Consider the following 24,002-nt stretch of genomic DNA (forward strand, 5'->3'; position numbering starts at 1 on the left):
AAATAAATCTTAAAATGTATATTTGTGCGGAGCAAAAAGAAGTCTTCGCTCAGTATACGTTAAGAATTTTTGAAATATGCTTGAACTTATATTCTCTTCGGTGGGTTTGGGAATTATGTTGAGTCTGGTTTTCATCGGACCCATTTTTTTCCTCCTGATCGAAACCAGTTTTTCTCGCGGTCCAAAACATGCATTAGCACTTGATTTAGGAGTGGTTGTAGCCGATATAATATGTATAGCCGCTTCCTATTTTGCCAGCGCTGATCTGGTGGAAATTATAGACAAACACCCCGGATTTTACCGAATAACTGCATTTATTGTCTTTATTTACGCACTTTATATGATGGTTTCTCGCACGAAAATGCACCTGCACGGTGAGGAAAAAATCATCAACCAAAATTATGGCAGAACGTTCCTGAACGGCTTTTTATTTAATATTCTGAACATTGGTGTGGTTCTTTTTTGGTTGGTGACCGTGGTCTCTGTGAGAAACGCTTATCCTGATATCAGAGATTTTCTACTCTATATGGGATTGGTTGTAGGGACTTATTTACTCATTGATTTCCTGAAAATTTCACTTGCAAAACAATTCCACGATAAACTCAACCAACGCCTTGCAAACACTATTAGAAGAGGAGTTGGGTTTATTTTGGTAGCCTTCAGCATCTTTATTTTTCTTCAAAGTTTCAAAAAATTTAACCAATTTGACAAGAAATTGGAGCAGGCCGAAAAGACCGAACAAAAACAAGTTCACAAATGATCCCTATATTTCCAAAATCATTAAAAAAAGGTGACCGGATTGCAATCATTTCTCCAGCAGGAGCAGTGGAAGAATCTCAATTGCAGAAAGGTTTGGAGATTATTAAAGCTAATGGATTTGAACCGGTGCTCGGAAAAAACCTCTATACGAAATTTGCAAACGGGTACCAGTATGCCGGAACCGAAAAAGAAAGGATTTCAGATTTGAACTGGGCTTTAAATAATGATGAAGTTTCCGCAATTTGGGCTTCGAGAGGGGGTTACGGTTGTCAGCATTTGCTCAGACATTTGAAGCTTTCAAAGTTTAAAAAAGACCCGAAATGGTATATTGGATATTCGGACAACACGGTCATTCAAAGTTTTTTGCTGAAAAATGGATTTGCCTCGATTCATGGACAAACCATTAAAACTTCAAGTTTCGGGGTATCCGATGAAAGTTATGGTTTGACTTTCGATATTCTAAAGGGAAAACTTCCGAAATATACCATTGAGAAAAACGAATTCAGCAGAAATGGAAAAGCTGAAGGTGAATTGATTGGCGGAAATCTAGCGCTGATTTATGCACTTTTGGGAACTCCCTACTCCTTTAATTTTAATGACAGAATCCTTTTTATTGAAGATATCGGTGAGCATTTTTATGCTTTAGACCGAATGTTGATGTCGCTTGATTTGGCTGGTGTTTTCCGAAAAATTAAGGGACTCATTATCGGTGGAATGACCAATATGGGCGACCAAAAAGACAACAAAAACTACGAAGACAGTTTTGATGGGTTTGCTTATAAAATTATTTTCGAGCGGATCGCGAAATATGATTTTCCAGCCGTTTTCGGGTTTCCGAATGGACATATTTATGACAACCGACCGCTGATTTTAGGTGCTCAGGTCAAGATTGAGGTGGAGAAAAAGCAAAAAATTACCTTCGGGTGAAATCGTAGAGATTTCTCCTTTTTCGGAGTAATAAAACGCTTTTTTTTAACCTTGAAATACTAAAAAGAATATAGGAAAGCAATCATTGCAACCTGCATCCATTTGCAACAAGTAATTATGGCTGAACACAACGATTTCGGGAAATTAGCGGAAGATTTAGCCGCAGATTTTTTAGCCAAAAAAGGACATGGAATTTTGGCGAGAAACTTCCGTTTCGAACGGTTGGAAATCGATATTGTCTCAGAGTATGAGGATTTGATCGTGGTGACAGAAGTGAAAGCAAGAAGTTATGATACCCTCATAGAACCACAGGAAGCTGTGACCAAAAAGAAAATCAAATCCATCATCACCTGCGCCGATTTTTTCATGAGCGAAAATGAAATCGACAAAGAAGTAAGGTTTGATATTATTACTGTACTTCCCGATAAATCTGGCGTTTTACAAATCATGCATATTGAAGATGCCTTCCAGGTTTTTGACGGGGGATAAATTACCAAATTAATGTATTTCTAAAATTAAAATGAAAACAGCACTCATCACCGGTGCCACTTCCGGAATCGGAAGAGCCACCGCAGAATTACTCGCAAAGCAAGGATACAGAATCATTATTTGCGGCCGAAGAAATGAAGCTTTGGAACAGCTGAAAAAAGAAACTTCACCGTTCAGCGAAACTTTCAGTTTAAACTTCGACGTCAGAAATCTTTCGGAGGTTGAAAATGCCATCAACTCCCTTCCCGAAAACTGGAAAAACATTGATGTCCTCATCAACAATGCTGGAAACGCACATGGTTTGGAACCGCTAAGCGAGGGTAAAACAGACGATTGGGACACCATGATCGATGGAAATGTAAAAGGATTGCTCTATGTTTCCAAAATGATTATACCCGGAATGAAGGAAAGAAAATCCGGACATATCGTCAATATTTCTTCAGTCGCAGCAAGACAAACCTATCCGAACGGAGTGGTTTACTGCGCTTCCAAACGTGCAGTGGATGTAATTTCTGAGGGAATGAGACTGGAACTCACAGAATTTGGAATCAAAGTCACCAACATTCAACCCGGAGCAGTGGAAACAGACTTTTCGAAAATTCGGTTTAAAGGTGATGAAGAGAAGGCTAAAACTGTTTATGCGGGTTACGAAGCCCTAAAAGCTGGAGATATCGCAGATGCAATCGCTTATTGTGTGAATGCGCCGAAACACGTCACAATTTCTGACCTCACGATTTATCCAAGTGCACAAAGCGAACCCAGAACCATTCACCGGTCCATATGATGATTATTTGGTTAGATGATGTGCTGATGTTGAAACTTTCAAAAGAGCAGATTTCTCACCACCTTTGATGACTCGAAATGATTTTCATACTATTTTCGGGTGGTTTTTTGTGGCAGCGAAGCCGCGAAAAACCCACAGAATACCGAAAAACAAAGGTCATTGTAAACGAAGAAGGTAATCTTTTTAGTTAAATCGTGATTCACGTTCAAACAGAACTTATCTTTGCAAAATCTAAATAAATCGTTCATTATCACATTTGTATAATAACCCATTATTACATCAAAAAAATGAAAATCCTCCACCTGGAAACCTCTTCAAAAAACTGTTCAGTCGCTATTTCAGACGGTGAAAAACTCCTGTGTCTTTGCGAAGAAGTTTCAGAAAATTATAAACAGAGTGAATCGCTGCACACCTTTGTGAAGTGGGCGTTGGAAGGCGCAGAAATTACATTGGGAGATTTGGATGCCGTTTCGGTCGGAAAAGGACCGGGCTCTTACACCGGACTTCGAATTGGAGCTGCTTCCGCAAAAGGGTTTTGCTATGGACTGAACATTCCGATGATAGCTGTGAATTCCTTGGAAACGATGGTTGAACCGTTTTTAAACCAAAATTATGACTTGATCATTCCATTGATTGATGCTAGAAGAATGGAGGTTTATTGTGCCGTTTTTGATGGAATTACAGGTGAAATGATCGCAGAAACCGAAGCGAAGATTTTAGATGAAAATTCGTTCCAGGAATTTGTGGATAAAAAAATCATTTTTATCGGCGATGGTGCAAAAAAAGCGAAAGATGTTTTCAATTTGGAGCGAGCCGAATTTAAAGAGGACGTTTTTCCTTCGGCAAAATATTTAATCAGGCAATCGGTGGAAAAATTTAATCAAAAGGATTTTGAAGATGTTGCGTATTTTGAGCCGTTTTATCTAAAGGATTTTCAGGGAGTTAAGAAAAAGAAAAGCGAAGAATAATCTTCGCTTTTTCATTATTGCCTTTTGGGTTCGACTTTTAGTTTTTGATTTTCAAGTTGCTGAACATTCTGTGGAATATTTGCGCCCGGAGCTCCTGGTCCTGTGGACATTTGTCCTGGGTTCTCCGCTCTTGGATTATTCCTTACCGGTTCAGATTCGGGTTTTGCTAGCGGCAATGAATTTTCTTTGATCATATTTCCTTTTTCATCTGTTTTTTGCAGTTCCAGTTCGCTTTTCAGGTATTTCAACATTTCTTTTGCTTTTTCGCCTTCGGGCGTTTTGGCGTAATTCAGGGCGATTTGTTCCAATTGCAGAATCATGATTTCCTTTCCAGCCGTTTTTCCGGTATTGAATGCATTGAGCAAAGCAAATTTTGGAACCAGCGCATCATTTGGATATTTGCCCAAAGAGTTTTCTATCGAGGCTTTACTTTCGTCATATTTTTCGGCGGCATAAAGGTCATAAGCTTCGGAATACGCTTTTTCAACTTCAGGTGCGGATGCAGAAAACTTTGTGTTTTTAGGGTTTTTTACAAATTCTGCGTAAGAAGTATAAGGAAAATCCGTCAAAATTTTCTGTTTTGCCCGTTCTGCAGCACTCGGATTTTTTTCATAATTCATCACGAAAATCTGATACAGTGCGGGAAGTTCCACCTCTTCCACAGGTTTGTTGTCCACCAAATCGTATAGCGTTTTTGTAGCGAGTGGCGTGTCGGAAAAAAAGGCATCATACATTCTTCCCAATCCCAGACTTGCCGTGTCACGTGCTTTTTTCAGAGCCAAAATTTCGTCGGCATCGGTCGGTATTTTTTCAATATAGAAACTGGGCTCAAGTCTTCGCGGATCCGGAGCAGATGCAATGCCCATCGCTTCGTTTTTTAGGTCTTCGATGGAGGTAGTTCGGGCAGAAGTTCTCCAATTATCACCTAGAGAACGATTCCCCCAGATTTGTTTAAAAGTGGATTCCCCTTTGGAGACGGTGCTCATATTTGAAAAATAAAAACCGCCCTTCCCGGAATCACCAAAATCCTGAAAACCACCATTATTTCCCGCAAAAATAGAATTTGCGCCATAATCTCCGGTGTCAAAACCCTTATTTCTTTCGGCTTGTTTTCGGATCAGTTCCTCTCTCGCCTCTTTTTCTTTGATTCGATCGATGACCTTGGTAAAATAGGCGATTCTTTCGTTCTCAGGCATTTTGGTCAATGCGATGATGCTGTCATTTTTCTTGACCAGGAAATAATTGGCAGAAACCTGCTTGATGTTCTTAGACTGCTCTTCCAACAAGATTTTAGTTGGTTCATACGTCATCACTGATAGCGCGGAATCGTAGTAAGCACCTGCTGCCAGGTAATCACTTTTTTCAAAATGGCCTTTTCCGATTTCAAAATAATCCAGCCCGCGAATTTGGGGATCAGACATTTTTTCTTTCAGTGATTGGGCAAAATATTCCTGCGCCTCCTCTTTCTTTCCGGCTTTATTCGCCATTAAACCTAAAGCATAAAGAAATTCGTTTTTGCGGGACGCATATGTTCCTTTTTTGCCAATTTTTTCCAGATATGCTTTTGCGCCTTCATAATCATCCCCTTTGCCATTGAAGGTTTTTGCAATTTCAATTTGGGATTTCACCTCGAATTCGAAATCGTTTGCGTTTTTGTATGCACTCACGAAACTTTCTCTTGCTTCTTCACTTCTTCCCAGATTATTCAGGATTTGACCTCTCAGAAATGCGATTCTGCTTCGCAATTTCCGGTTTTTATTTAAGGCATAAGCGTTTGAAAGTTCATCCACCGCCTGATCTTTTTTCCCGGACTGAAGCAGCATTTCAGAATAATAAATGCTAAGAAGTTTTTGGTAATCTTTCTTGATTTTATCTCCTTTCAATTCCGCGAAAACTTCACCGGAACGAGAAAAATCACCCATTTTGGAATAAGCGAGTCCCTGATAAATCTTTGCCAAAGGAATTCTTTTATCTTTCGGCATGTTGTTGAAGATATAATTTAATCCGTCCAGTGCTTCCAGCACTTTTCCGCGGTAAAGTCTTGATTGAGCCAACAAAATATTGGCATCAAACATGGCTTTATTTTTTTCTACCCCACCTTTCATCACAGAATATTTTGCGATGGCTTTCAAGGCTTTCGCCTCTGAAATTTCCAGAATAGTGGCTCCGGTTTTATTGCCCGGATTATCTGTCGGTCGCATTCCGCTTCCCGGAACTCCAGGACCAGACGAACCAAAACTCCCCGCACCTCCCGGACGAGCTTCACTCCCGAAACTCCCGCTAGAACCCAAATCACTTCCCAGCGGTTGATCTTCATAAGTCAACAGCGGAATATAGGGATCGTAGAAATTATCTTTATGCGATTTGTCCCGATTTTTAAATTCAGTCTGCAAGGCATCTTTGCTGTTAAAAAGCGTATTGTAATACGTGAAAAATCCTTTTAGAAATGTAGATTTATTTGCCTTTTTCCTGGAGGAACAGGAACTTAGAACAGTAAATGCCAAAAGGAAAAATATAGCTTTTTTCATTATTCAAATATAACTTTCAAATCTGCATTTTATTGTAAGACCGATTTGATTATTTTCCGTAAAAATAATGATTTTTTGAATTGGAAGCAGACTTATTCCAAATCTTTTAAAATTGCGTAAACCAGATGGGTCGGCAAACCCATGATGGTGTAAAAGCTTCCGCTGATGTTCCTGATCTTTGCCATGCCCAACCATTCCTGAATTCCGTAAGCTCCCGCTTTGTCAAATGGCTGGAAATTTTTAATATAAAATTCAGATTCCAAGATACTTATGGGTTCGAATTCCACTTTTGCCACATCTGTCTTGGTGATGGTTTTATTTAAAGTCCTGATCGTGATTCCGGTAAAAACTTCGTGCATTTTCCCCGAAAGTTTTTGCAGCATCTCGGTGGCGTCTTCTAAATTTTCGGGTTTCCCCAAAATCTTATGATCAATGGCGACTACCGTATCGGCAGTGATTAAAACTTCCCCCTCTTCCAATTTTCTAAAAGAATTTGCCTTTAATTCTGAAAGGTATTCCGCCACTTTTTCTGTGGCGAGATCATCAGGATAAACTTCGTCGCAATCCACGGACACAACTTCAAAATCAAAACCTAGACTTTGAAGCAATTCTTTTCGTCTTGGCGAATTGGAGGCAAGTAAAATTTTCATAATTGATTTAATGGATTGAGAAAAGAGCAAAGAGGATAAACCTGCTGTTTTCTGGTTGAAGGCAGGGTTTTTTGAAAAGGATTGTTTTTAAGACTGTACCCATCTGAAATATGCTATGTGCTTTTTGTGTCGTCCAGAATCCATTTTCCCTGAACTTTCATCACCTGTTCGATGACGTCGCGCACGGCGCCTTTCCCGCCTTGAATTGGCGAAATATAATCTGACAATGCTTTCACTTCAGCGACCGAATTTTCGGGACATGCTGAAATTCCGGAAATTTTCATCATTGAAATATCGGGCAAATCATCTCCCATCGTCAAAATTTCTTCGTTTTGAAGATTGTATTTTTGTTTGAATTCTTCAAATTTTTCGAGTTTGTTTGAAATTTTTGCGTGATAATCTGTGATTCCCAAATAATGGATCCGATTTCTCACCATGGGATCATCACCGCCGGTGATCACGCAGATTTTGTAATCTTCTTTAATTGCTTTTACGACTGCATAACCATCGAGCACGTTCATGACGCGGCACATGTTTTTGTCTGGCATCAGGTAAACGCTCCCATCAGTGAAAACACCGTCCACATCGAAGACAAACGCCTTTATATTTTTCAGATTTGATTTATAGCTCATACATTTTCTTTATCGATTCATTCATGGTGCGGTAGATTTTCAAATGTTCATCATCATTGATTAATGCTTCGTGAACCATTAAAACCCTTTCGTCATTTCGCACGGCAGGTCCGGTTTGTGCCAGTTTTGGTTCCATATGGTGGATTTTCGAAACTGTTTCGTCAATTAAAGGCAGGAAATAATCGAAGGGTATATTTTGCGAATCCGATATTTCTTTGGCTCTGGCAAAAAGATGATTCACGAAATTACATGAAAAAACCGCCGTCAAATGGATGTATTTTCGATTTTCATAATCAGACTCCATTACATTTTTTGAAATTTTAAGGGCGAGATTTTGCAGAAGTTCAGAATCGTCTCTATTTTCGGCTTCCACAAAGAAGGGTATTTTGGAATAATCCAGCTCTTTTGATCTTGAAAAGGTCTGCAGCGGGTAGAAACCAGCTTTTCGGTAGTTCCCTACTAAAATTTCTTTCGGCAACGATCCCGAAGTGTGCGCTGCCAAACAGTTTTCTTTAGAAATAATCTTCGATACTTCAGCCACGGAATCATCCTTCACGCTGATCAAATACAAATCTGCATCCGCTAATTTGGTGGTTGAAAACGGGATTTGAAGCTCATCGGAAATCGATTTCAAATCATTTTCATTTCGCCCAAAAATCTGTGAAACCTCAATTTTATTTTGACAAAAAGCCTTCGCTAAATGATAGGCAACATTTCCGGAACCGATGATCACGATTTTCATGTAACAAAGATAAAGATTTAGGTTTGGACTAAAAATTGAAATTGTTATTTAACTTTTTAATAAATTTACCATCAAAACAATGAGCATTCGGATGAAAATCAAGGAAACCGAAATTATCGAGTTGATGTCTGGCGAAAAATCGCGTGACAGCGGGGTTCGGTTGATGATGGATGCTTACCAGAGCCGGCTGTATTGGCATATCAGAAGGTTGATAGTAGATCATGATTTGGCGCAGGATGTTTTGCAGGATACCTTTATTAAAGCCTACCAGAACTTCCATCAGTTCAAGCAGGACAGCCAGTTATATACCTGGTTGTACCGGATTGCCACCAATGAAGCACTTCAGCAACTGAACAGGATGAAGAAAATGCAGAAAACGGATCAAGATGCCGAAATATATCTTCAGAACTTGGTAGCAGAAAATGTGGAAGCAGAAGCCGAGGAAATACAGATCCTGCTTCAAAAGGCAATTCAAACTTTGCCTGAAAAGCAAAAATTAGTGTTCACGATGAGGTATTACGAAGACCTTCCCTACGAAGAGATTTCAAAAATTCTGGATATGTCCGTCGGAACACTGAAAACAAATTACCACTACGCCAAACAAAAAGTGGAAGTTTATGTAAAGGAGAATTTTTCGGAATGAACCCCGCGAAATTAATGATTAAACTGATGAAAAATTTTGATATAGAAAATTGGGAACGAAAAAACGTCTATAAAACGCCGGAGGGGTTTTTAGACCAACTGCAGGAAAATGTCTTGCAGAATATTCGGTCATTTTCACAAGACATCGAAAATTTAGAACGAAAAAATATTTACACCACGCCAGTAGGTTTCTTTGAGGAGATGCAGCAAAATGTGATGCAGCAAGTAGCGCCTACCATTGGCAGAAAAAGTGGAAGGATTGTGAAAATGAATTGGATGTATGCGGCAGCAGCTTCCATTACCATTTTCTTCGGATTGATTTACTTTTCAGACATAGGCAATAGCAGCGGAACGCCGATCAATATAAGTGAAGTGCCGATTGCCAATGTAGAAAATCCATCTTCCAACGCCGCAATTCAAAAGGCTAAACCGGTAAAAGAGGTAGTGGTGGAAAACCCTACTTTGGAACAGGATATGAATACAATTGCTGCTGAAAAACAGATCGTGAGTGCCAAACCAATCACGGCTGCTTCACAAACCAATGCTGGAATTGCAGCACAGAAACCCGCAATGGCGGATCAAAATACTGAATCTCAGATGGATCAGATTCTGTCCGGTTTCAGCACGTCTGAATTGGCAACTGTGGGTCGAAATGCAGAGCAGGACCTTTATCTGGACTTATATAACTAAGAAAAACCGCGCATGAAAAAGATTATGATACTGCTGATAGCAATCTTTGCAGGACAAAGTGTATCTGCGCAAGAACAAAAGTACGACTGGAAAGCCATGAAGCCTGAACAGCGAAAACAAATCATTCAAAAGATGAGCCCGGAAGAAAGGATTTCACTGCTGAAACAGTTCAGAGAAAACATGATTGTTTCGCAGCTGGATGTACAAAAAAGTGATCAAACCGAGTTCAAGACACTCTACGCAGAATACCAGGACAAGCAGAATGAGATCAAGAGCAAATTCAATTCTAATCAGAATTACGAAAATATGAATGATGAGGAAGCAAAAAAACAACTCAATCTGAGTTTCGAAGTGGGGCAGCAACTTTTGGACAATCGCAAAGCATACGCAGAAAAGTTTCTGAAAGTGATCAGCCCACAACAATTGTTGCAGATGTACCAAACCGAAGGCAAGATCCGCAATAAAATTCTAGACCGAAAACAAGACGGTTCGGAGAATTCCGCACCGCAGCGCAGGCGACCATAATAGTTTATTTTTTTAATGTTTGAACGACCTCTACAGATTTTTTTGTGGAGGTCGTTCTTTTCAGAATTACTTTTATGATCTTCGCTATACTTGAAAAAAGCAATTGTATTACTCCTGTTCCCCATCTTTTTCATGGGGCAAATTAAAAACGAAATTTCCTTAAATTATCCAGTGAAGGACTATTCCGGAACCACAAATAGTCTTACTGTTATTGATGGAAGACAGGATAAAAACATCGGGAACTTCGTTTCCAGAGGACAAAATTACCAATTCCATTTTCCCACTTCCAATCCTGCGGATGACCTACAGAATTGGTTTGAAAGGTTTAATAAAAATAGAAAAAAGGGAAGCCGTGATTTGATTCTTTATCTGGAGAAACTGAAAATTAAAGATGAAGTGGAGAACAATGAGATTTTCTGTGTGCTGGATTTTCTTGCCGGCGATTACAGCTTTACAAAGTAGTGCTCAACACCACAGAAAGTCTCTTGTTTTTTTTATCTTTGCACACTATCAAGAAACTGAATGAAAAACATACGAAACTTCTGCATCATCGCACATATCGACCACGGTAAATCTACTTTGGCGGATCGGCTTTTGGAATATACCAATACCGTGACACAGAGAGAGTTACAGTCTCAAACATTGGACGATATGGACCTGGAAAAGGAACGCGGAATTACCATAAAATCTCACGCGATCCAGATGGATTACGAGCTGAACGGCGAAAAGTACATCTTAAATCTTATCGATACACCGGGACACGTAGATTTCTCTTACGAAGTTTCCCGCTCCATTGCTGCCTGCGAAGGTGCGCTTCTTATTGTAGATGCCGCTCAAAGTATTCAGGCACAAACGATAAGCAACCTTTACCTGGCTTTGGAAAACGATTTAACCATCATTCCAATCCTTAATAAAATCGACTTGCCTTCAGCAAATCCCGAGGAAGTTACAGACGAAATCATGAACCTGATTGGCTGCGAATACGAAGATGTTTTACGCGTTTCCGGAAAAACCGGCGAAGGTGTTCACGATCTTCTGGAGCAGATTGTTAAAAGAATTCCAGCTCCGGTTGGGGATCCTGAAGCGCCTTTGCAGGCTTTAGTTTTCGACTCTGTTTACAACCCATTCCGCGGAATTGAAGCCTATTTCAAGGTCGTGAACGGAAGCATTAAAAAAAGCCAGCGAATTAAATTCATGGCGACCGGGAAAATGTACGAAGCTGATGAGGTGGGAACTTTAAAGCTGAAACAGCAACCTAAAAAAGAAATTCTTACCGGAGATGTAGGCTATATTATTTCCGGGATTAAAGATGCCCGCGAAGTAAAAGTGGGAGATACCATTACGACTTTTGAAAACGGCGCTGAGGCTCCGATTGAAGGTTTCGAAGAAGTAAAGCCTATGGTTTTTGCCGGAATTTATCCTATTGAAGCTGAGGATTTCGAAGAACTTAGATTTTCACTGGAAAAACTGAGACTGAATGACGCTTCTTTGGTTTTCGAACCGGAAAGTTCTGCAGCACTAGGTTTTGGTTTCCGTTGCGGATTCCTGGGAATGCTTCACATGGAAATCGTTCAGGAAAGACTCGACAGGGAATTTAATATGGATGTGATTACCACGGTTCCCAACGTTTCTTACCACGGTTATTCCAAAAAGGATCCGGACAAGATGATCCTCATCAACAACCCGTCTGAAATGACAGATCCGGTGTTGCTCGACCGTGTGGAGGAACCTTACATCAAAGCGTCGATTATTACCAAATCCGATTTCGTGGGTCCGGTAATGACTTTATGTATCGAAAAACGCGGCGAAATCGTTAACCAAAGTTATCTTACTGCAGACCGTGTAGAACTTGTTTTCAACATGCCGCTCGCAGAAGTGGTTTTCGATTTTTACGACCGTTTGAAATCTATTTCCAAAGGTTATGCTTCTTTCGATTACCATCCGATTGGCTTCAGACCGTCCAAACTCGTTAAAATGGATATTCTGATCAACGGTGATATGGTGGATGCGCTATCTTCTTTGATTCACGACAGCAATGCCTATTATATCGGAAAAAGAATGTGCGAAAAACTTCGTGAACTGATCCCGAGACAGCAGTTTGATATCGCTGTACAGGCGGCTTTAGGAGCTAAAGTGATTGCGAGAGAAACCATCAAAGCTTTAAGAAAAGACGTTACTGCAAAATGTTATGGAGGAGATATTTCCAGAAAGCGAAAACTCCTAGAAAAGCAGAAAGAAGGTAAGAAAAAAATGAAGCAAATCGGTAGGGTAGAAGTGCCGCAATCCGCATTTATGGCAGTACTGAAGCTGAATGATTAAACAGAATATAGAGAGGCAACTTTGCACGCTGCTCTTGAAAAAAATGTAAATTCCCGAAATTTTTCGGGAATTTTTTGTTAAATACATTTTATTGAGATTATTTTACTATATTTGAATATCGGATTTCCAATAGGCTGATTTCCAATGAGTATCAAACTAGTTTTAAACTTCGAATTATGAAAAAAGTATTGCTATTAGGAACTTTGCTCATCTCTGGTCTTATTTTCAGCCAGATGATGGGTGGCTTTGATGAAGGTTATGTGAGAGGGTATTTTTCAGTGACTAAAACCAAACCAACATCCATTCCGACAAATTTGAACTGGAGTGCAAACAATTTGAGTACGGACACCAAATTTTTAGGTTATGAAAGAAGGGGCGAAACACTTACCAACCTCGACGAACTGCAAGTAAAAAAAGAATACTCTGCTGGCTATAAAAGGGGAGAAATGGACGGAAGAAATGCTTTGAGTTTATCCTCAGACACCGCTAAGAAAGGTGATCAGAAAAAATAAGACCAATTTTTTGCGTAAATTGTCGTGATTCCCGATTTTCTTTCGGGAATTTTTTATTGTCTTTTTTAAATTTTTTTTCTAATTAACATTTCCAATGCTTTGAACGACATTTTAAAAGAATGAGAAGCGATTGCTATTGGAGAGCCAAAATTTTCAGCATTATAAATCAGTGAATGACGCATTGACTTGCTTTTGACCTTTTTGATGTATTTTTCGGGATCGTCAGTTTTGCTTAATTCGATTTTAATTGGCGTAAAGTTTAGTCACATTCCAAAAAATATCCACCAACCTTTTCCCACGGAAAAATCCCCCGAAATTTGTACTTTCGCTCTCAAATTTTCCCATAGATGAAATTCATTGCAGCTGTTCTCATTTTGTTTTCTAATATTTTGCTTGCCCAAAAATTCCAAACCCCGTTCGAAAATGGCAACGGAAACCAAACGCCTACTTACGCTGAAATGCTGAGATATTACGACGAACTGGACCAGAATTTTGAAACGATTTCCATTGAAAATTTTGGGAAGGATGATCTTGGCGAACCGATTAAAGTGGTGGTTTTCAATAATACCAAAGACAAAAAAACTCCGGTAATCCTCATCAACAATGGAATTCATCCCGGTGAACCAGACGGAATTGATGCCACGATGATGCTGATGCGGGATTTGGCAACCGGAAAAATTAAAGTAAAAAATTTGAGAATCGCGGCGATACAGTGCTACAATATTTCGGGAATGTTGCGGAGGGGAAAGTTTTCCAGAGCCAACCAAAACGGACCTGAAGAATATGGTTTCCGCGGAAATGCAAGGAATTATGATCTGAACCGGGATTTCATTAAAAACGATACCGAAAATTCCAAAACCTTTCAGGAAATTTTTCAGACTTTCAAACCAATTTATTTCATTGACAATCATGTAAGTAACGGAGCAGATTATCAATATCTTTTCACCTATATTTCAACGAATAAGGAAAGATTAGGAAAATCTTTGGGCGATTATTTCAATCAGAAAATGCAACCTGAAATTTTGAAAGATTTGGACAAAAAGGGAATTCTTTACACTCCTTATGTCAATATCCACGGCGATGCTCCGGATGAAGGATTTCCCGCGTTTATGGATTCTCCGCGATATGCGACGGGTTACACCACGCTTTTCAACACGTTGGGAACCGTGGCTGAAACACACATGCTGAAACCCTACAAAGACCGGGTTCGTGCAACTTACGAATACATGCTGAGTTCCATCAATTATGTTGCGAAAAATTCCAGTGAAATCCAAAAGTTGATGGCAGAAACTTTAACTGAATTGCAACCCGGAAAAAAATATCCGATCCAATGGAAATTAGACAGCACGAAAGTTCAAATGATTGATTTTAAAGGATATGAAGCCGGAAATAAGCCAAGTGCAGTTTCCGGACAGCCAAGATTGTTTTACGATAAGGCAAAACCTTTTACCAAGAAAGTGAAATTTTACGATGAATTTAAAACGACGAAAGAAATCGCGATTCCTTCCTATTATATCATTCCAAAGTCTGAAAATCAAGTGATTGCTTATCTGAAGCGAAACCAAATCCGGATGACCGCTTTGCCGAAAGACTCCTCAATTACTGTAGAGTCATACAGAATTTCCGATTTCAAAACCCTGAAAAACCCTTATGAAGGACATTATCTTCACTATGATACTTTTGCGAGGAAAGAAGTGAGCGTGATGCATTTCAGAAAAGGCGACTTGCTGGTTTCAACCAGACAAAATGGGGTGAAATATCTTTTGGAAACTTTGGAGCCGGAAGCGGTTGACTCCTTCTTCAACTGGAACTTTTTCGATGGAATTCTGAGCCAAAAAGAATATTATTCTGATTATGTTTTTGAAGATACTGCGGCAGATTTGTTAAAGAATAATTCCGCTTTGCGAACCGCATTTGAGATGGAGAAAAGCCTTAATCCAGAATTGCAAAAAGACGGAAAAGCCCAACTCGACTGGATTTACAAACATTCGGATTACTATGAAGGAACGGTTGGAGCATATCCAGTTTACAGGATTCCGTGAGAAACTTCACAAAAGATCTCCAACCAAAATAAACGCCTCATCTATTCAGACGAGGCGTTTATTTATTTCGGCAACCCTTTTTTCAGGGCACGGTTTGCTCTTTTTATGGCTAAACTTTCCTTCCAGTCCATGTACTTTTTTTTGTATCGGCGCTTCATGAAATTGTCGAAATTTCTCTGAACGGTCAAATTCCATAGCGAATGAGCCTTCACCGCCCAGGATTTGTCCCAAGCACGAAGGGAAATGGAGAAACTTCCGTCCAGATATTTCATCCAGTGCCACCACCCGGTCGGCATAAATAGGGTGTCGCCATGTTCCAGAAAACATTCGATTCCTTCCACTCCGTCCAGAGCGGGAAAATTCTCGAAATCAGGGTTAGAAATATCGTAATCCTCCAGCGAATAGGTGGCGTATGGAATTTGGTAGAGTCGCTCCTTCCACTTGTAATCGAAAAGTAAAATATGCTTTCGTCCATTAAAATGGGTGTGGAAAATATGCGCCATGTCAATGTCGAAATGCAGAAACGTCTCGGAACCTTGTCCGCCGAAGAACATACTCGGATAATTGTCCAGAAAACCGCCCATTAAATCTTTCGGGGCAATGTAATCTTCCAATAATTTCGGCGCAGATTTGATCGGGTCAAAAAGGAAAATCCGCAAATCGGTCGGCGTGGTTTTTATTAAATCAATATAATCGCCGAATTTCATTTTTGCGGCGGAAGCGTTGATTGGCGCAGATGGATCTGCTTTGGAGGAATCATAAAGCGGAACTTCCACATCTCCCACCACTTCCTTCATATAATCCATGGTCCATTTTTGGTAAGCCGGCCATTTTTTGGCCATATTCTTGATCACTACCGGTATTCTTGGCTTTAGATATTTTTCCCTAAAATCTTGTTCCGTGATATCGTCCACGATATCGATCGGTTTTAAATGAAGTCCCATGTTATGAGAATATTAATTCTGCAAAATTAACAAAATTTTGAATTGCGTTAATCTTAGCATTTGAGATTATTTTTCGGATTTTGAAGGAAAGTCTGCACCCACGGCCGGATGTAACAAAAAGTCGTTCCGGAGTACTAATGGAAAAACTCCTTTATGAATAAAATCTTCTTATTTTTCTTCTTATCAATTTCTTCCTTTTCTCTGGCACAATCAGTGATCACAGGGAAAGTTTCTGATGATGGTGGTCAGCCGATTCCCAGTGCAAGTGTCACTGTGGAAGAACCTGGCAAAGATGCGATTCTGGCATTTTCAATCACCAATTCGAAGGGTGAATATAAGGTGACTTTTACTTCAAACGAACCCAATATTGAGCTGAAGATTAAAGCTTTTAACCAGAAATCAATCCTTAGAACAGTAAAAAATCAAAACCAAAACATTGATTTTAAAATGGATTCTGACGCAACCGAAATCAAGGAAGTAAAGTTGAAATCCAAAATAATCACCAAAAAAGGAGATACCATTTCTTATGATTTAAAAGCATTCGAAAGCAAATCAGACCGAACGCTTGCAGATGTGCTGAAAAAACTGCCCGGAGTGGAAGTGAATAAAGACGGATCGATTCTTTACCAAGGCGAACCGATTAATAAATTTTATGTGAACGGAAAAGATTTGATGGAAGGCGGTTACGGGACCATCAACAATTCCTTGCCGAAAGATGCGGTGCAAAGAGTGGAAGTGATGGAAAACCACCAACCGGTGAAAATTCTTCAGGATAAAGTGCCGTCACAAAATGCGGCAATCAATGTGAAACTAAAAAGAACCGTGACCATGACCGGAAGGGGAGAAGTGGGAGCAGGTTTTGATCCACTGTTGTGGAATGTGAAACTGACGCCCATGTTTTTCGGCCAAAAAAATCAGTGGGTGGTGAATTATAAAGCCAATAATAATGGCGAAACCGTGGAAAAAGAAGGAAATCTTCTCGCTTTTGGAAACCGCTTTGAAGGAAGACGGGTTCAGACTGCGCAATCCAGTTGGATTTCCGTGGAAAGTGCCGATACACCGAATCTCCCTGAAAAAAGGTATCTGATGAATAACGTGCATTTCTTTTCGGCCAACGTGTTGACCAATCCTTTTAAGAATAAAGAATGGGAGCTGAAGGCAAGTGCGAGTTATTCTAATAATACGGTTTCCAGGGATTCCTATTTCGAAACGGTTTACAGCCCGTCCAACATTTTTCCAGATGGATTGACCGTTTCTCAGGATATCAGCAATAAATTCCACACCAACTCCTCTAAGGCGGAATTGATTTTTTCTAAAAACGCCAAAAAAGGATTCTTTAAAAATACCACCACCTGGAACGGTTTCTGGAATGCTGATCGAGCCGATGCAAGTCGCATCTCGGAAACTGGAACAAAAATCGGTGCAGAAGCGATCGAATCACCAACAGGAAGTTTCCAGAACTCCTTGAGCACCATTATTCCGTGGAAGGAAAAACTGGTGAATTTCATGAGTTACCTTAATTTTAAAAATGACAGACAAACTTTGAATGTCAATCCCGGATCTTACTCCTACAATGCAAACTCGTTTCCAGAAGCAGATCATTATGAGCAGCTTCAACAAAACATCGGATTGAGAACTGTGGAAGTAAATCATTCCGCATCCGTGGGTTTTACTTATAAAAAATGGACTTTAACTCCAGAAGTGGGATTGAATTTGAGTTTTAATAATATGAATTCTTTGCTTTCGGGAAGCAATTCAGGAAGTTTCAACTCATTGGGTGATACCTTCAGAAACGACCTGCATTGGAACCAGCTTCAACCTTATAGCCAAATAGGTTTCAACTATAAAAACAACGCCTTGAATTTCAACCTTACTTTGCCGATGAATTTTTATGGAATTGATTATCAGGACGAAGTAAGGAATGTTTCACGTGAAATCAGCAAAACAGTTTTCGAGCCGAGCATGTTTTTAAGTTATGATTTTGCTTCTTTCTTCAAAATCTGGGCATTTGGAAACATCAACTATAATTTCGGAAACTTTGGTTCACTTTATGGAGGATATTTGTTGACAAATCCCTTAAATGTAAGTATCAGAAACAGTGCGCTTCCTGAAAATATCAACCGGTCAATCGGTTTCAGATTAGAATACCGAAATCCACTGAATAACCTGTTTTTTAATGTGGGATACAGTTTTAATAATTCCACCAACAACTTGATCGCCAACAGAACTATTTCCGGAAACGGAAACGCGGTTGAAATGATCGCCTTCAAAAACTCGCCGGTATCCCAAAATGAAAGGGCGGAAATCGGGAAATATTTCCCAAAATTCAAATCGAATATTTCAACCAGCTTTACCAATCGAGATTCCAATAGTTTCAGCATGCTGTTCGGTGCAGTGCAGGAATCCAAGAATAATGGACAAACTTTTGGGTTCAAATTCAATAACACGTACTTTTCGTGGATGAGTTTGGATTACAATATATCTATGAGCTGGAACCAGAATAAGAATCTGACCACCAATACCCAGTTCAAAACTTCCGGATGGAACCATAACCTGGCTCTGTTTGTTTATCCGTTTGAAAATCACACCATTGGTTTTAACTGGGACGATGTTTCCAGCAAAACTTTGAATGAAAGTTACCGCAATGCTTTCTATGATCTTTCTTACCAGTACACTTGGGCAAAAAAGAAAATTGATTTTGAACTGAAGTGGTTGAATATTGCCAATAAGAACCTTTATGAAGTGATCTCCGTAGATGCCGCAACCAATTCCATTTCCAGAACCGCGATCAACATTCGTCCAAGTCAGGTAATGTTTACGGTGAAGTTTAATTTTAAGTAGAAACCCGAAGCATCTTATAATTTGACAAACTAAAACTTGAGTTATGAAAAAACTGTCCTTGCTGTTAATCCTGTTTTCAGCTCTATTTTCGGCCCAAAGCAGTCGAATGATTTACCAATATACTTTCCGGCCCGATTCTACGAAAGTGGACAGCCTGAAAACTGAATGGATGTATCTCGACATCCAAAAAGACGGCTCGAAATATTACAGCAAAAATACATTTGAAAGCGATTCCATCATTCATGAAAGCATTAAAAAGCAAATGGCAGCGGGAATGAAAAACATTTCTGTCTCTCGGCAGAACCGTGGTGGAGAAATCAATTATGAAGTAGAAAAAACCTATCCCGAATACAAAACCTATCTGACTGCTAGAATCGGAAACGATTCCTACAAAGTTTTGGAAGACCGAAAAATAGAGTGGAAGATTACGCCCGAGAAAAATAAGATCGGAGCGTTTAACATGCAAAAAGCCACCGCCAGTTTTGCTGGAAGAAATTGGACCGCTTGGTTTACCAACGAAGTTCCCGTATTGGACGGGCCGTATAAATTTTCCGGACTTCCGGGATTGATTGTGGAGGTTTCCGATGATTCCGGAAGCCACAAAATGGAGCTGAAAGGCATCAAGAAATTGGTTGCTCAAAAAGAAGAAGAACTCAATACGCAAGGAAAAGATATTCCATTTGTGAAGAAAAAACCTCTGGAAGTCAATCGGCAGCAGTACATTAAGCAGCTCAAACAGTATCAAAACGATCCGGTTCAGGGAATTCGTGAAATCATGAACCAACCCAATTCCAAAATCAAGGTGAACATCAATGGACAGGAATTTACCGATCCAAAGGAAATTCTTCGTGCGATGGAACAAAATGCCCGGGATGAAATGAAGAAAAATAACAACTGGATAGAGCTGAAACCTTAATGCCTCATCCATCTCATTTTAAAAAACAAGAACCCGCTTTTTGGAGCGGGTTTCATCATTACTGAACTTTTGTAGATGGGATCAAAAACCCTGGTAATCAGCAGTTGGTCCATAACTTTTCGGCACTGGAATGTCATTCATTCTGTAATAAACGCCCAATTGCGCTCTGTGATGGGTAATCTGATCCAATGCGTGTCGGATAGCACCATATTTTGACCATTCCGCCAAGACCTGGTCGCCGGATCTCATCGTCCATTTTGGATCCAATGCGGATTCGTCTGCGTTTTCCAATGCGGCTTTTGCGGCACGGTAATCATCATCCAATTTTTTTTCCAGCTCTGCTTTGGTGTTCAGCACGGTAGGTTTGTAATCCCCTTTTGCAAAATCGAGTTCGGTGGTGTCCAAAATCATTGCTGGCCACGCAAAAACTTCAGCGATATGCGTTGCAAGAGGCATCATCTTCATGCTTTTTTCATGAGGCGCATATTGGTTTTTCTCATCCGGAAAATTCTCGATGAATTTTTTCGTAGTTTCGTATTCCTGCTTTAGTTCTGCTCTGAGGTTGGGTAATGTGTTCATTTTGAATGGTTTTAAGAGTATAAATGTACGTTGTATTTGCTGATTTTTGGTGTAATGGACTTATAAATATTTCATAAAATTTTGTAACATTTCCTGAAAATTTAAAACTAATTGATAAAATCAAATCAATGAAAAAATTCTTCGCACTTTTTCTTTTAACCATTTTTATGGGTCTGAATGCTCAGGAAACTGCCAACCGATTCTTTTATGAATTAACTTTTAAACCGAAGAAAGATTCTGCGAGAATGGATAAAGTGATGACCTCTCTGGACATTACTGCGAAAAAATCTATTTATCAGGATTTTACAATTCCGGCGCAAGATTCAATTATTAAAGCTGAAGTGGATGCGATGGAAAAATCGGGAGCGTTTAAGGATTTGATGAAATCAGTCAGAATGCCGAAATTCAGCTATAAAGTAACTAAAGAATATCCAAATATGAAAACCACTTTTTCTGACCAAATAGGTAGAAAAAGGATGGGCTATGACGAAGATTTGAAATTCGATTGGAAAATCTCTGATGAGAAACAAAAGATCGGAGAATATAATGCCCAGAAAGCAAGCACAGAATTCGGTGGCAGAAAATGGACGGCCTGGTTTTCTACAGATATTCCTTTTCAAGACGGACCATACAAATTTTCGGGGCTTCCTGGTCTCATCGTGAAAATTCAAGATGAAGGGAATAATTATTCCTGGGAATTGCAAGGTAACAAAAAAATCACCAAGTATTCCGAGGAATCAGAAGCGGACAAAATCAACGCCAGATACGGAATGTCACCTACTGTAATTCCTACCACGAGAGAAAAGTTTGAGAAAGCTTATGAGAGTTTTAAAGCAGATCCCATTGCGGAAGCGAGACCTTTCATGACGGCAGAAAGAATGTCCATGAAATTACCAGGTTCCGACATGACTTTGGGTGAAATGATTAAAGAGCAGGAAAAGCGGGCAAAAGATTATTTTGGATCAAACAACAATCCGATTGAGATTCCTGCAGTGGCAGCGAAGTCTAAAAAATAACATTCATTCCACTATATTATATTTGTTAACCTTGATTCAGATTCTGTTTCAAGGTTTTTCATGATGTTTGTCAATTTACGGAAAATCCTTATTTAGATTAAATTTAAATAACGTATCTTTGCGCTTCAAATTATCAGAATTGAAAGAAGATATTTCTAATAAACTGTGTTGTTTTCCCAGAAATAAGGGCGGAAAAATCATTGGTTACCAAAATGACGACCTGAAAATGCCGAACAAAATCATCGAAATGGGACTCTTGCCGGATACCGTTTTCAAAATTCTTTATCAGGCGCCATTCAAAGGTCCACTTTATATTGAGTTCGGTGACGAAAAGAACAGAATTGCGCTCAGAGAAGAGGAAGCTCGGTTTATTATTGTAGAAACTTTAACTTAAAATATCTTGAAATCCTTCCAAAATAGAGGGATTTAGGATCGGATCAATGCAAAGCAGTCCAACAAAAAAACAAATCCTTCTGGTTGGGAATCCCAATGTAGGGAAATCAACCATATTCAATTTGCTTTGTAACAAAAAGCAAAAGACCGGAAATTACGCGGGAGTTACTGTGGCAAGTCATTCCGGAGACTACACTTTTAATGGGGAAGAGGTAGAAGTGGTAGATTTACCAGGTTCTTACAGTATTTATCCCACTTCTGAAGACGAAGCCATTTTTTCAAAATTTTTGATCGACGAACAGCAGAAATATGCCGGAGTAGTGTATATTTTAGAGGCTTTAAGCATCAAAAGGGGATTGCTGCTTTTCCAGCAGATTCAGGATCTGGGGATTCCCGTTTTAATGGTGGTGAATCAGATTGATCAAGCCGAAAGACGGGGAATCACGATCAATTTCGAAGACCTTTCAAGGGAATTGGGCGTGAAAGTTTTAAAGACAGACGCCAAACACAACCAGGGAATTGACGAACTGCGTGAAGAAATCTTCCAGAATAGTTTTGCTAAATCCGATAAAGTTTCCTTTGAAATTCCATTGGAACAAAAAGGTATGGTATTCAAGATTCTGCAGGAAACCCACGAAGAAAGCCAGTACAAAATCTGGACTTTGCTTGCTTCCGACACGTACATTGGGAAGCTGGAATCGGTGAAGGAACAGATGAATGACGACGACCGAAAATGTCTGGTTCCCAAAAGGTTGCAAACCCAGGAAACCGTTCGCCGTTACCAGGAAATTGACAAGATCATCTCCAACGTCATTTCAAAAAAACCACAATTTAAAGAACTTCTGACTGAAAAGCTGGACAAGGTTTTGGTCCACAAAGTTTGGGGTTACGTGATTTTTGCGACGATACTTTTAATCATATTCCAAAGCGTTTTCTTTTTAGCAGAATATCCCATGAACTGGATTTCTGAATTTTTCCTAAATCTCTCCGCATTGGCAAATCAATATCTTCCGGAAGGTCCGGTTAATTCCTTAATCGCAAACGGAATCATTCCCGGAATTGGTGGAATTGCCGTCTTCGCGCCACAAATTGGTATTCTTTTGTATTTCCTTTATTTATTGGAAGATTCCGGATATATGGCGCGGGTTATTTTCTTGATGGATAGATTCCTGCGTCCATTTGGTTTAAACGGAAAAAGCATCGTTCCGCTTGTTTCTGGAACAGCTTGTGCGATTCCGGCGATTATGTCCACGCGGAACATTGAAAACGTGAAAGAGAGACTGATAACTATTTTGGTAACTCCGTTTATGACGTGTTCAGCCCGGCTTCCGGTTTACAGCATCATCATCGGGCTGATTATTCCCAACGAATATTTCGGAGGAATCAGCTATAAGGCAATCGCTTTGATGGCGATGTATTTTCTCGGGTTTTTCATGTCTTTGATGGCGTCACTGCTTTTGAAAAAAATCATCAAAAGTAAAGGTTCATCCTTTTTGGTGATGGATTTGCCTGCCTACAAAACGCCACTTTTTGGATATGATTTTAAGCTGACCTTAACTAAAGTCTGGGAATTCATCACGGGTGCCGGAAAGATCATCTTCTTTTTCAGCATCGTGATCTGGTTTTTCAGCTACATCGGACCGAAACAACAGCCAAACGAGGTCGTTGCAACTAACGTAAAACTTGAAAATTCCTACCTCGCAAAAATGGGTAGAGGAATCGAACCGGTGATTGCACCTTTAGGATATGACTGGAAAATGGGTGTTGGAATTTTAACGAGCTTCGTGGCGAGAGAAGTGTTTGTGGGCACGATGTCCACACTTTACAGTTTGGATGATGAAGCTCCGGAAGGAAAAATCATAGACAAAATGCGCAACGACAGATATCCGAATGGTGAAAAAGTTTTCAGTTTCGCAACCGGAATTTCGATTCTGTTTTTCTATGCGTTTGCGATGCAGTGTGTTTCCACTTTGGCGGTAGTTTACCGGGAAACCAAATCCTGGAAATGGACGATGGCGCAACTTTTCGGAATGTCGGGATTGGCGTATATTGCGTCTTTGATTGTGTATCAGCTGTTTAAATAGATCGTGAAGAAAGCAAGGCG

At 39.7% G+C, this 24,002-nt stretch carries 23 protein-coding genes; 17 read left to right on the forward strand and 6 right to left on the reverse strand.

The window, feature by feature from the left end; translation table 11 throughout:
* Positions 1–76 precede the first annotated feature (76 nt).
* The 5 genes from L0951_RS03525 to tsaB all read left to right on the forward strand — a co-directional run bounded on the left by L0951_RS03525 (position 77) and on the right by tsaB (position 3,927).
* Positions 77–760 carry a LysE family translocator gene (locus L0951_RS03525; RefSeq protein ID WP_234109486.1) on the forward strand — a complete coding sequence of 228 codons (684 nt, stop codon included), beginning with the start codon at positions 77–79 and terminating at the stop codon, positions 758–760.
* Complete coding sequence (locus L0951_RS03530) at positions 760–1,686, forward strand: LD-carboxypeptidase (RefSeq protein WP_410686003.1); 927 nt, start codon at positions 760–762, stop codon at positions 1,684–1,686. The genes L0951_RS03525 and L0951_RS03530 overlap by 1 nt, the downstream gene beginning before the upstream one ends.
* A 117-nt stretch (positions 1,687–1,803) precedes the next feature.
* A complete protein-coding gene (locus L0951_RS03535; protein ID WP_234109488.1) occupies positions 1,804–2,175 on the forward strand; it encodes a YraN family protein in 372 nt (123 codons plus the stop codon).
* A 31-nt stretch (positions 2,176–2,206) separates the two neighbouring features.
* Positions 2,207–2,959 (forward strand): SDR family NAD(P)-dependent oxidoreductase, encoded by a 753-nt coding sequence (locus L0951_RS03540; protein ID WP_234109489.1) that lies wholly within the window; start codon positions 2,207–2,209, stop codon positions 2,957–2,959.
* 287 nt (positions 2,960–3,246) lie between these two features.
* Entirely contained in the window at positions 3,247–3,927 is a 681-nt protein-coding gene (gene tsaB, locus L0951_RS03545) for a tRNA (adenosine(37)-N6)-threonylcarbamoyltransferase complex dimerization subunit type 1 TsaB (RefSeq protein WP_234109490.1), read from the forward strand.
* Between the two features lie 14 nt (positions 3,928–3,941).
* On the opposite strand, the gene L0951_RS03550 is transcribed toward tsaB, so the two are convergent.
* From L0951_RS03550 to L0951_RS03565, 4 genes are all read right to left on the reverse strand, one after another.
* On the reverse strand, positions 3,942–6,455 hold the full coding sequence (locus L0951_RS03550; RefSeq protein WP_234109491.1) for a tetratricopeptide repeat protein: 2,514 nt from the start codon (positions 6,453–6,455) through the stop codon (positions 3,942–3,944).
* Between the two features lie 92 nt (positions 6,456–6,547).
* Complete coding sequence (locus tag L0951_RS03555; RefSeq protein ID WP_234109492.1) at positions 6,548–7,105, reverse strand: Maf family nucleotide pyrophosphatase; 558 nt, start codon at positions 7,103–7,105, stop codon at positions 6,548–6,550.
* Between the two features lie 113 nt (positions 7,106–7,218).
* Positions 7,219–7,737, reverse strand: a complete 519-nt coding sequence (locus tag L0951_RS03560) for a KdsC family phosphatase (protein ID WP_234109493.1) — start codon at positions 7,735–7,737, stop codon at positions 7,219–7,221.
* The gene (locus L0951_RS03565; protein WP_234109494.1) at positions 7,727–8,479 is read right to left on the reverse strand and encodes a Rossmann-like and DUF2520 domain-containing protein; all 753 of its coding nucleotides are present in this window, start codon (positions 8,477–8,479) and stop codon (positions 7,727–7,729) included. Before L0951_RS03565 ends, L0951_RS03560 begins: the two co-directional genes overlap by 11 nt.
* 91 nt (positions 8,480–8,570) lie before the next feature.
* Here L0951_RS03565 and L0951_RS03570 point away from each other — a divergent pair, with 91 nt between their 5' ends.
* The 7 genes from L0951_RS03570 to L0951_RS03600 all read left to right on the forward strand — a co-directional run bounded on the left by L0951_RS03570 (position 8,571) and on the right by L0951_RS03600 (position 15,209).
* Complete coding sequence (locus tag L0951_RS03570; protein WP_234109495.1) at positions 8,571–9,122, forward strand: RNA polymerase sigma factor; 552 nt, start codon at positions 8,571–8,573, stop codon at positions 9,120–9,122.
* A gap of 26 nt (positions 9,123–9,148) precedes the next feature.
* On the forward strand, positions 9,149–9,811 hold the full coding sequence (locus L0951_RS03575; RefSeq protein WP_234109496.1) for a hypothetical protein: 663 nt from the start codon (positions 9,149–9,151) through the stop codon (positions 9,809–9,811).
* Between the two features lie 24 nt (positions 9,812–9,835).
* Positions 9,836–10,336 (forward strand): hypothetical protein, encoded by a 501-nt coding sequence (locus L0951_RS03580; RefSeq protein WP_234109497.1) that lies wholly within the window; start codon positions 9,836–9,838, stop codon positions 10,334–10,336.
* Positions 10,337–10,426: 90 nt separating this feature from the next.
* Positions 10,427–10,798 carry a hypothetical protein gene (locus L0951_RS03585; RefSeq protein WP_234109498.1) on the forward strand — a complete coding sequence of 124 codons (372 nt, stop codon included), beginning with the start codon at positions 10,427–10,429 and terminating at the stop codon, positions 10,796–10,798.
* 60 nt (positions 10,799–10,858) lie between these two features.
* Entirely contained in the window at positions 10,859–12,655 is a 1,797-nt protein-coding gene (gene lepA / locus L0951_RS03590; RefSeq protein WP_234109499.1) for a translation elongation factor 4, read from the forward strand.
* Between the two features lie 176 nt (positions 12,656–12,831).
* Positions 12,832–13,167: a hypothetical protein gene (locus L0951_RS03595; RefSeq protein ID WP_234109500.1), complete on the forward strand. Its 336-nt coding sequence runs from the start codon at positions 12,832–12,834 to the stop codon at positions 13,165–13,167.
* Positions 13,168–13,514: 347 nt separating this feature from the next.
* The gene (locus L0951_RS03600) at positions 13,515–15,209 is read left to right on the forward strand and encodes a M14 family zinc carboxypeptidase (RefSeq protein WP_234109501.1); all 1,695 of its coding nucleotides are present in this window, start codon (positions 13,515–13,517) and stop codon (positions 15,207–15,209) included.
* Between the two features lie 62 nt (positions 15,210–15,271).
* Here L0951_RS03600 and L0951_RS03605 read toward each other — a convergent pair whose 3' ends face one another.
* Positions 15,272–16,153: a cupin-like domain-containing protein gene (locus L0951_RS03605; protein ID WP_234109502.1), complete on the reverse strand. Its 882-nt coding sequence runs from the start codon at positions 16,151–16,153 to the stop codon at positions 15,272–15,274.
* A 153-nt stretch (positions 16,154–16,306) separates the two neighbouring features.
* Between L0951_RS03605 and L0951_RS03610 the strand changes: the two genes are divergently transcribed.
* Both L0951_RS03610 and L0951_RS03615 read left to right on the forward strand, forming a co-directional pair.
* The gene (locus L0951_RS03610) at positions 16,307–18,994 is read left to right on the forward strand and encodes a carboxypeptidase-like regulatory domain-containing protein (RefSeq protein ID WP_234109503.1); all 2,688 of its coding nucleotides are present in this window, start codon (positions 16,307–16,309) and stop codon (positions 18,992–18,994) included.
* A 43-nt stretch (positions 18,995–19,037) separates the two neighbouring features.
* A complete protein-coding gene (locus tag L0951_RS03615) occupies positions 19,038–19,910 on the forward strand; it encodes a GLPGLI family protein (protein WP_262908436.1) in 873 nt (290 codons plus the stop codon).
* A gap of 81 nt (positions 19,911–19,991) precedes the next feature.
* Here the strand turns inward: L0951_RS03615 and L0951_RS03620 are convergent, their stop codons facing one another.
* Positions 19,992–20,489: a DinB family protein gene (locus tag L0951_RS03620; protein WP_234109505.1), complete on the reverse strand. Its 498-nt coding sequence runs from the start codon at positions 20,487–20,489 to the stop codon at positions 19,992–19,994.
* A gap of 128 nt (positions 20,490–20,617) precedes the next feature.
* Here L0951_RS03620 and L0951_RS03625 point away from each other — a divergent pair, with 128 nt between their 5' ends.
* The 3 genes from L0951_RS03625 (at position 20,618) to feoB (ending at position 23,982) form a co-directional block, all read left to right on the forward strand.
* A complete protein-coding gene (locus tag L0951_RS03625) occupies positions 20,618–21,505 on the forward strand; it encodes a GLPGLI family protein (RefSeq protein ID WP_234109506.1) in 888 nt (295 codons plus the stop codon).
* A 139-nt stretch (positions 21,506–21,644) separates the two neighbouring features.
* The gene (locus L0951_RS03630; RefSeq protein WP_234109507.1) at positions 21,645–21,899 is read left to right on the forward strand and encodes a ferrous iron transport protein A; all 255 of its coding nucleotides are present in this window, start codon (positions 21,645–21,647) and stop codon (positions 21,897–21,899) included.
* 46 nt (positions 21,900–21,945) lie between these two features.
* Complete coding sequence (gene feoB, locus L0951_RS03635) at positions 21,946–23,982, forward strand: ferrous iron transport protein B (protein ID WP_234109508.1); 2,037 nt, start codon at positions 21,946–21,948, stop codon at positions 23,980–23,982.
* The last annotated feature ends 20 nt before the right edge of the window (positions 23,983–24,002 follow it).

Origin of the sequence: Chryseobacterium sp. R2A-55 (assembly GCF_021401085.1) — a bacterium.
In the GTDB taxonomy this organism is placed as follows: domain Bacteria; phylum Bacteroidota; class Bacteroidia; order Flavobacteriales; family Weeksellaceae; genus Kaistella.

Excerpts from the sequence above, each read along its gene's own strand:
- L0951_RS03525 (WP_234109486.1), top strand. The coding sequence starts at position 77 with ATGCTTGAACTTATATTCTCTTCGGTGGGTTTGGGAATTATGTTGAGT.
- L0951_RS03535 (WP_234109488.1), top strand. The coding sequence starts at position 1,804 with ATGGCTGAACACAACGATTTCGGGAAATTAGCGGAAGATTTAGCCGCA.
- L0951_RS03540 (WP_234109489.1), top strand. The coding sequence starts at position 2,207 with ATGAAAACAGCACTCATCACCGGTGCCACTTCCGGAATCGGAAGAGCC.
- tsaB (WP_234109490.1), top strand. The coding sequence starts at position 3,247 with ATGAAAATCCTCCACCTGGAAACCTCTTCAAAAAACTGTTCAGTCGCT.
- L0951_RS03550 (WP_234109491.1), bottom strand. The coding sequence starts at position 6,455 with ATGAAAAAAGCTATATTTTTCCTTTTGGCATTTACTGTTCTAAGTTCC.
- L0951_RS03555 (WP_234109492.1), bottom strand. The coding sequence starts at position 7,105 with ATGAAAATTTTACTTGCCTCCAATTCGCCAAGACGAAAAGAATTGCTT.
- L0951_RS03560 (WP_234109493.1), bottom strand. The coding sequence starts at position 7,737 with ATGAGCTATAAATCAAATCTGAAAAATATAAAGGCGTTTGTCTTCGAT.
- L0951_RS03565 (WP_234109494.1), bottom strand. The coding sequence starts at position 8,479 with ATGAAAATCGTGATCATCGGTTCCGGAAATGTTGCCTATCATTTAGCG.
- L0951_RS03570 (WP_234109495.1), top strand. The coding sequence starts at position 8,571 with ATGAAAATCAAGGAAACCGAAATTATCGAGTTGATGTCTGGCGAAAAA.
- L0951_RS03575 (WP_234109496.1), top strand. The coding sequence starts at position 9,149 with ATGAAAAATTTTGATATAGAAAATTGGGAACGAAAAAACGTCTATAAA.
- L0951_RS03580 (WP_234109497.1), top strand. The coding sequence starts at position 9,836 with ATGATACTGCTGATAGCAATCTTTGCAGGACAAAGTGTATCTGCGCAA.
- lepA (WP_234109499.1), top strand. The coding sequence starts at position 10,859 with ATGAAAAACATACGAAACTTCTGCATCATCGCACATATCGACCACGGT.
- L0951_RS03595 (WP_234109500.1), top strand. The coding sequence starts at position 12,832 with ATGAAAAAAGTATTGCTATTAGGAACTTTGCTCATCTCTGGTCTTATT.
- L0951_RS03600 (WP_234109501.1), top strand. The coding sequence starts at position 13,515 with ATGAAATTCATTGCAGCTGTTCTCATTTTGTTTTCTAATATTTTGCTT.
- L0951_RS03605 (WP_234109502.1), bottom strand. The coding sequence starts at position 16,153 with ATGGGACTTCATTTAAAACCGATCGATATCGTGGACGATATCACGGAA.
- L0951_RS03610 (WP_234109503.1), top strand. The coding sequence starts at position 16,307 with ATGAATAAAATCTTCTTATTTTTCTTCTTATCAATTTCTTCCTTTTCT.
- L0951_RS03615 (WP_262908436.1), top strand. The coding sequence starts at position 19,038 with ATGAAAAAACTGTCCTTGCTGTTAATCCTGTTTTCAGCTCTATTTTCG.
- L0951_RS03620 (WP_234109505.1), bottom strand. The coding sequence starts at position 20,489 with ATGAACACATTACCCAACCTCAGAGCAGAACTAAAGCAGGAATACGAA.
- L0951_RS03625 (WP_234109506.1), top strand. The coding sequence starts at position 20,618 with ATGAAAAAATTCTTCGCACTTTTTCTTTTAACCATTTTTATGGGTCTG.
- feoB (WP_234109508.1), top strand. The coding sequence starts at position 21,946 with ATGCAAAGCAGTCCAACAAAAAAACAAATCCTTCTGGTTGGGAATCCC.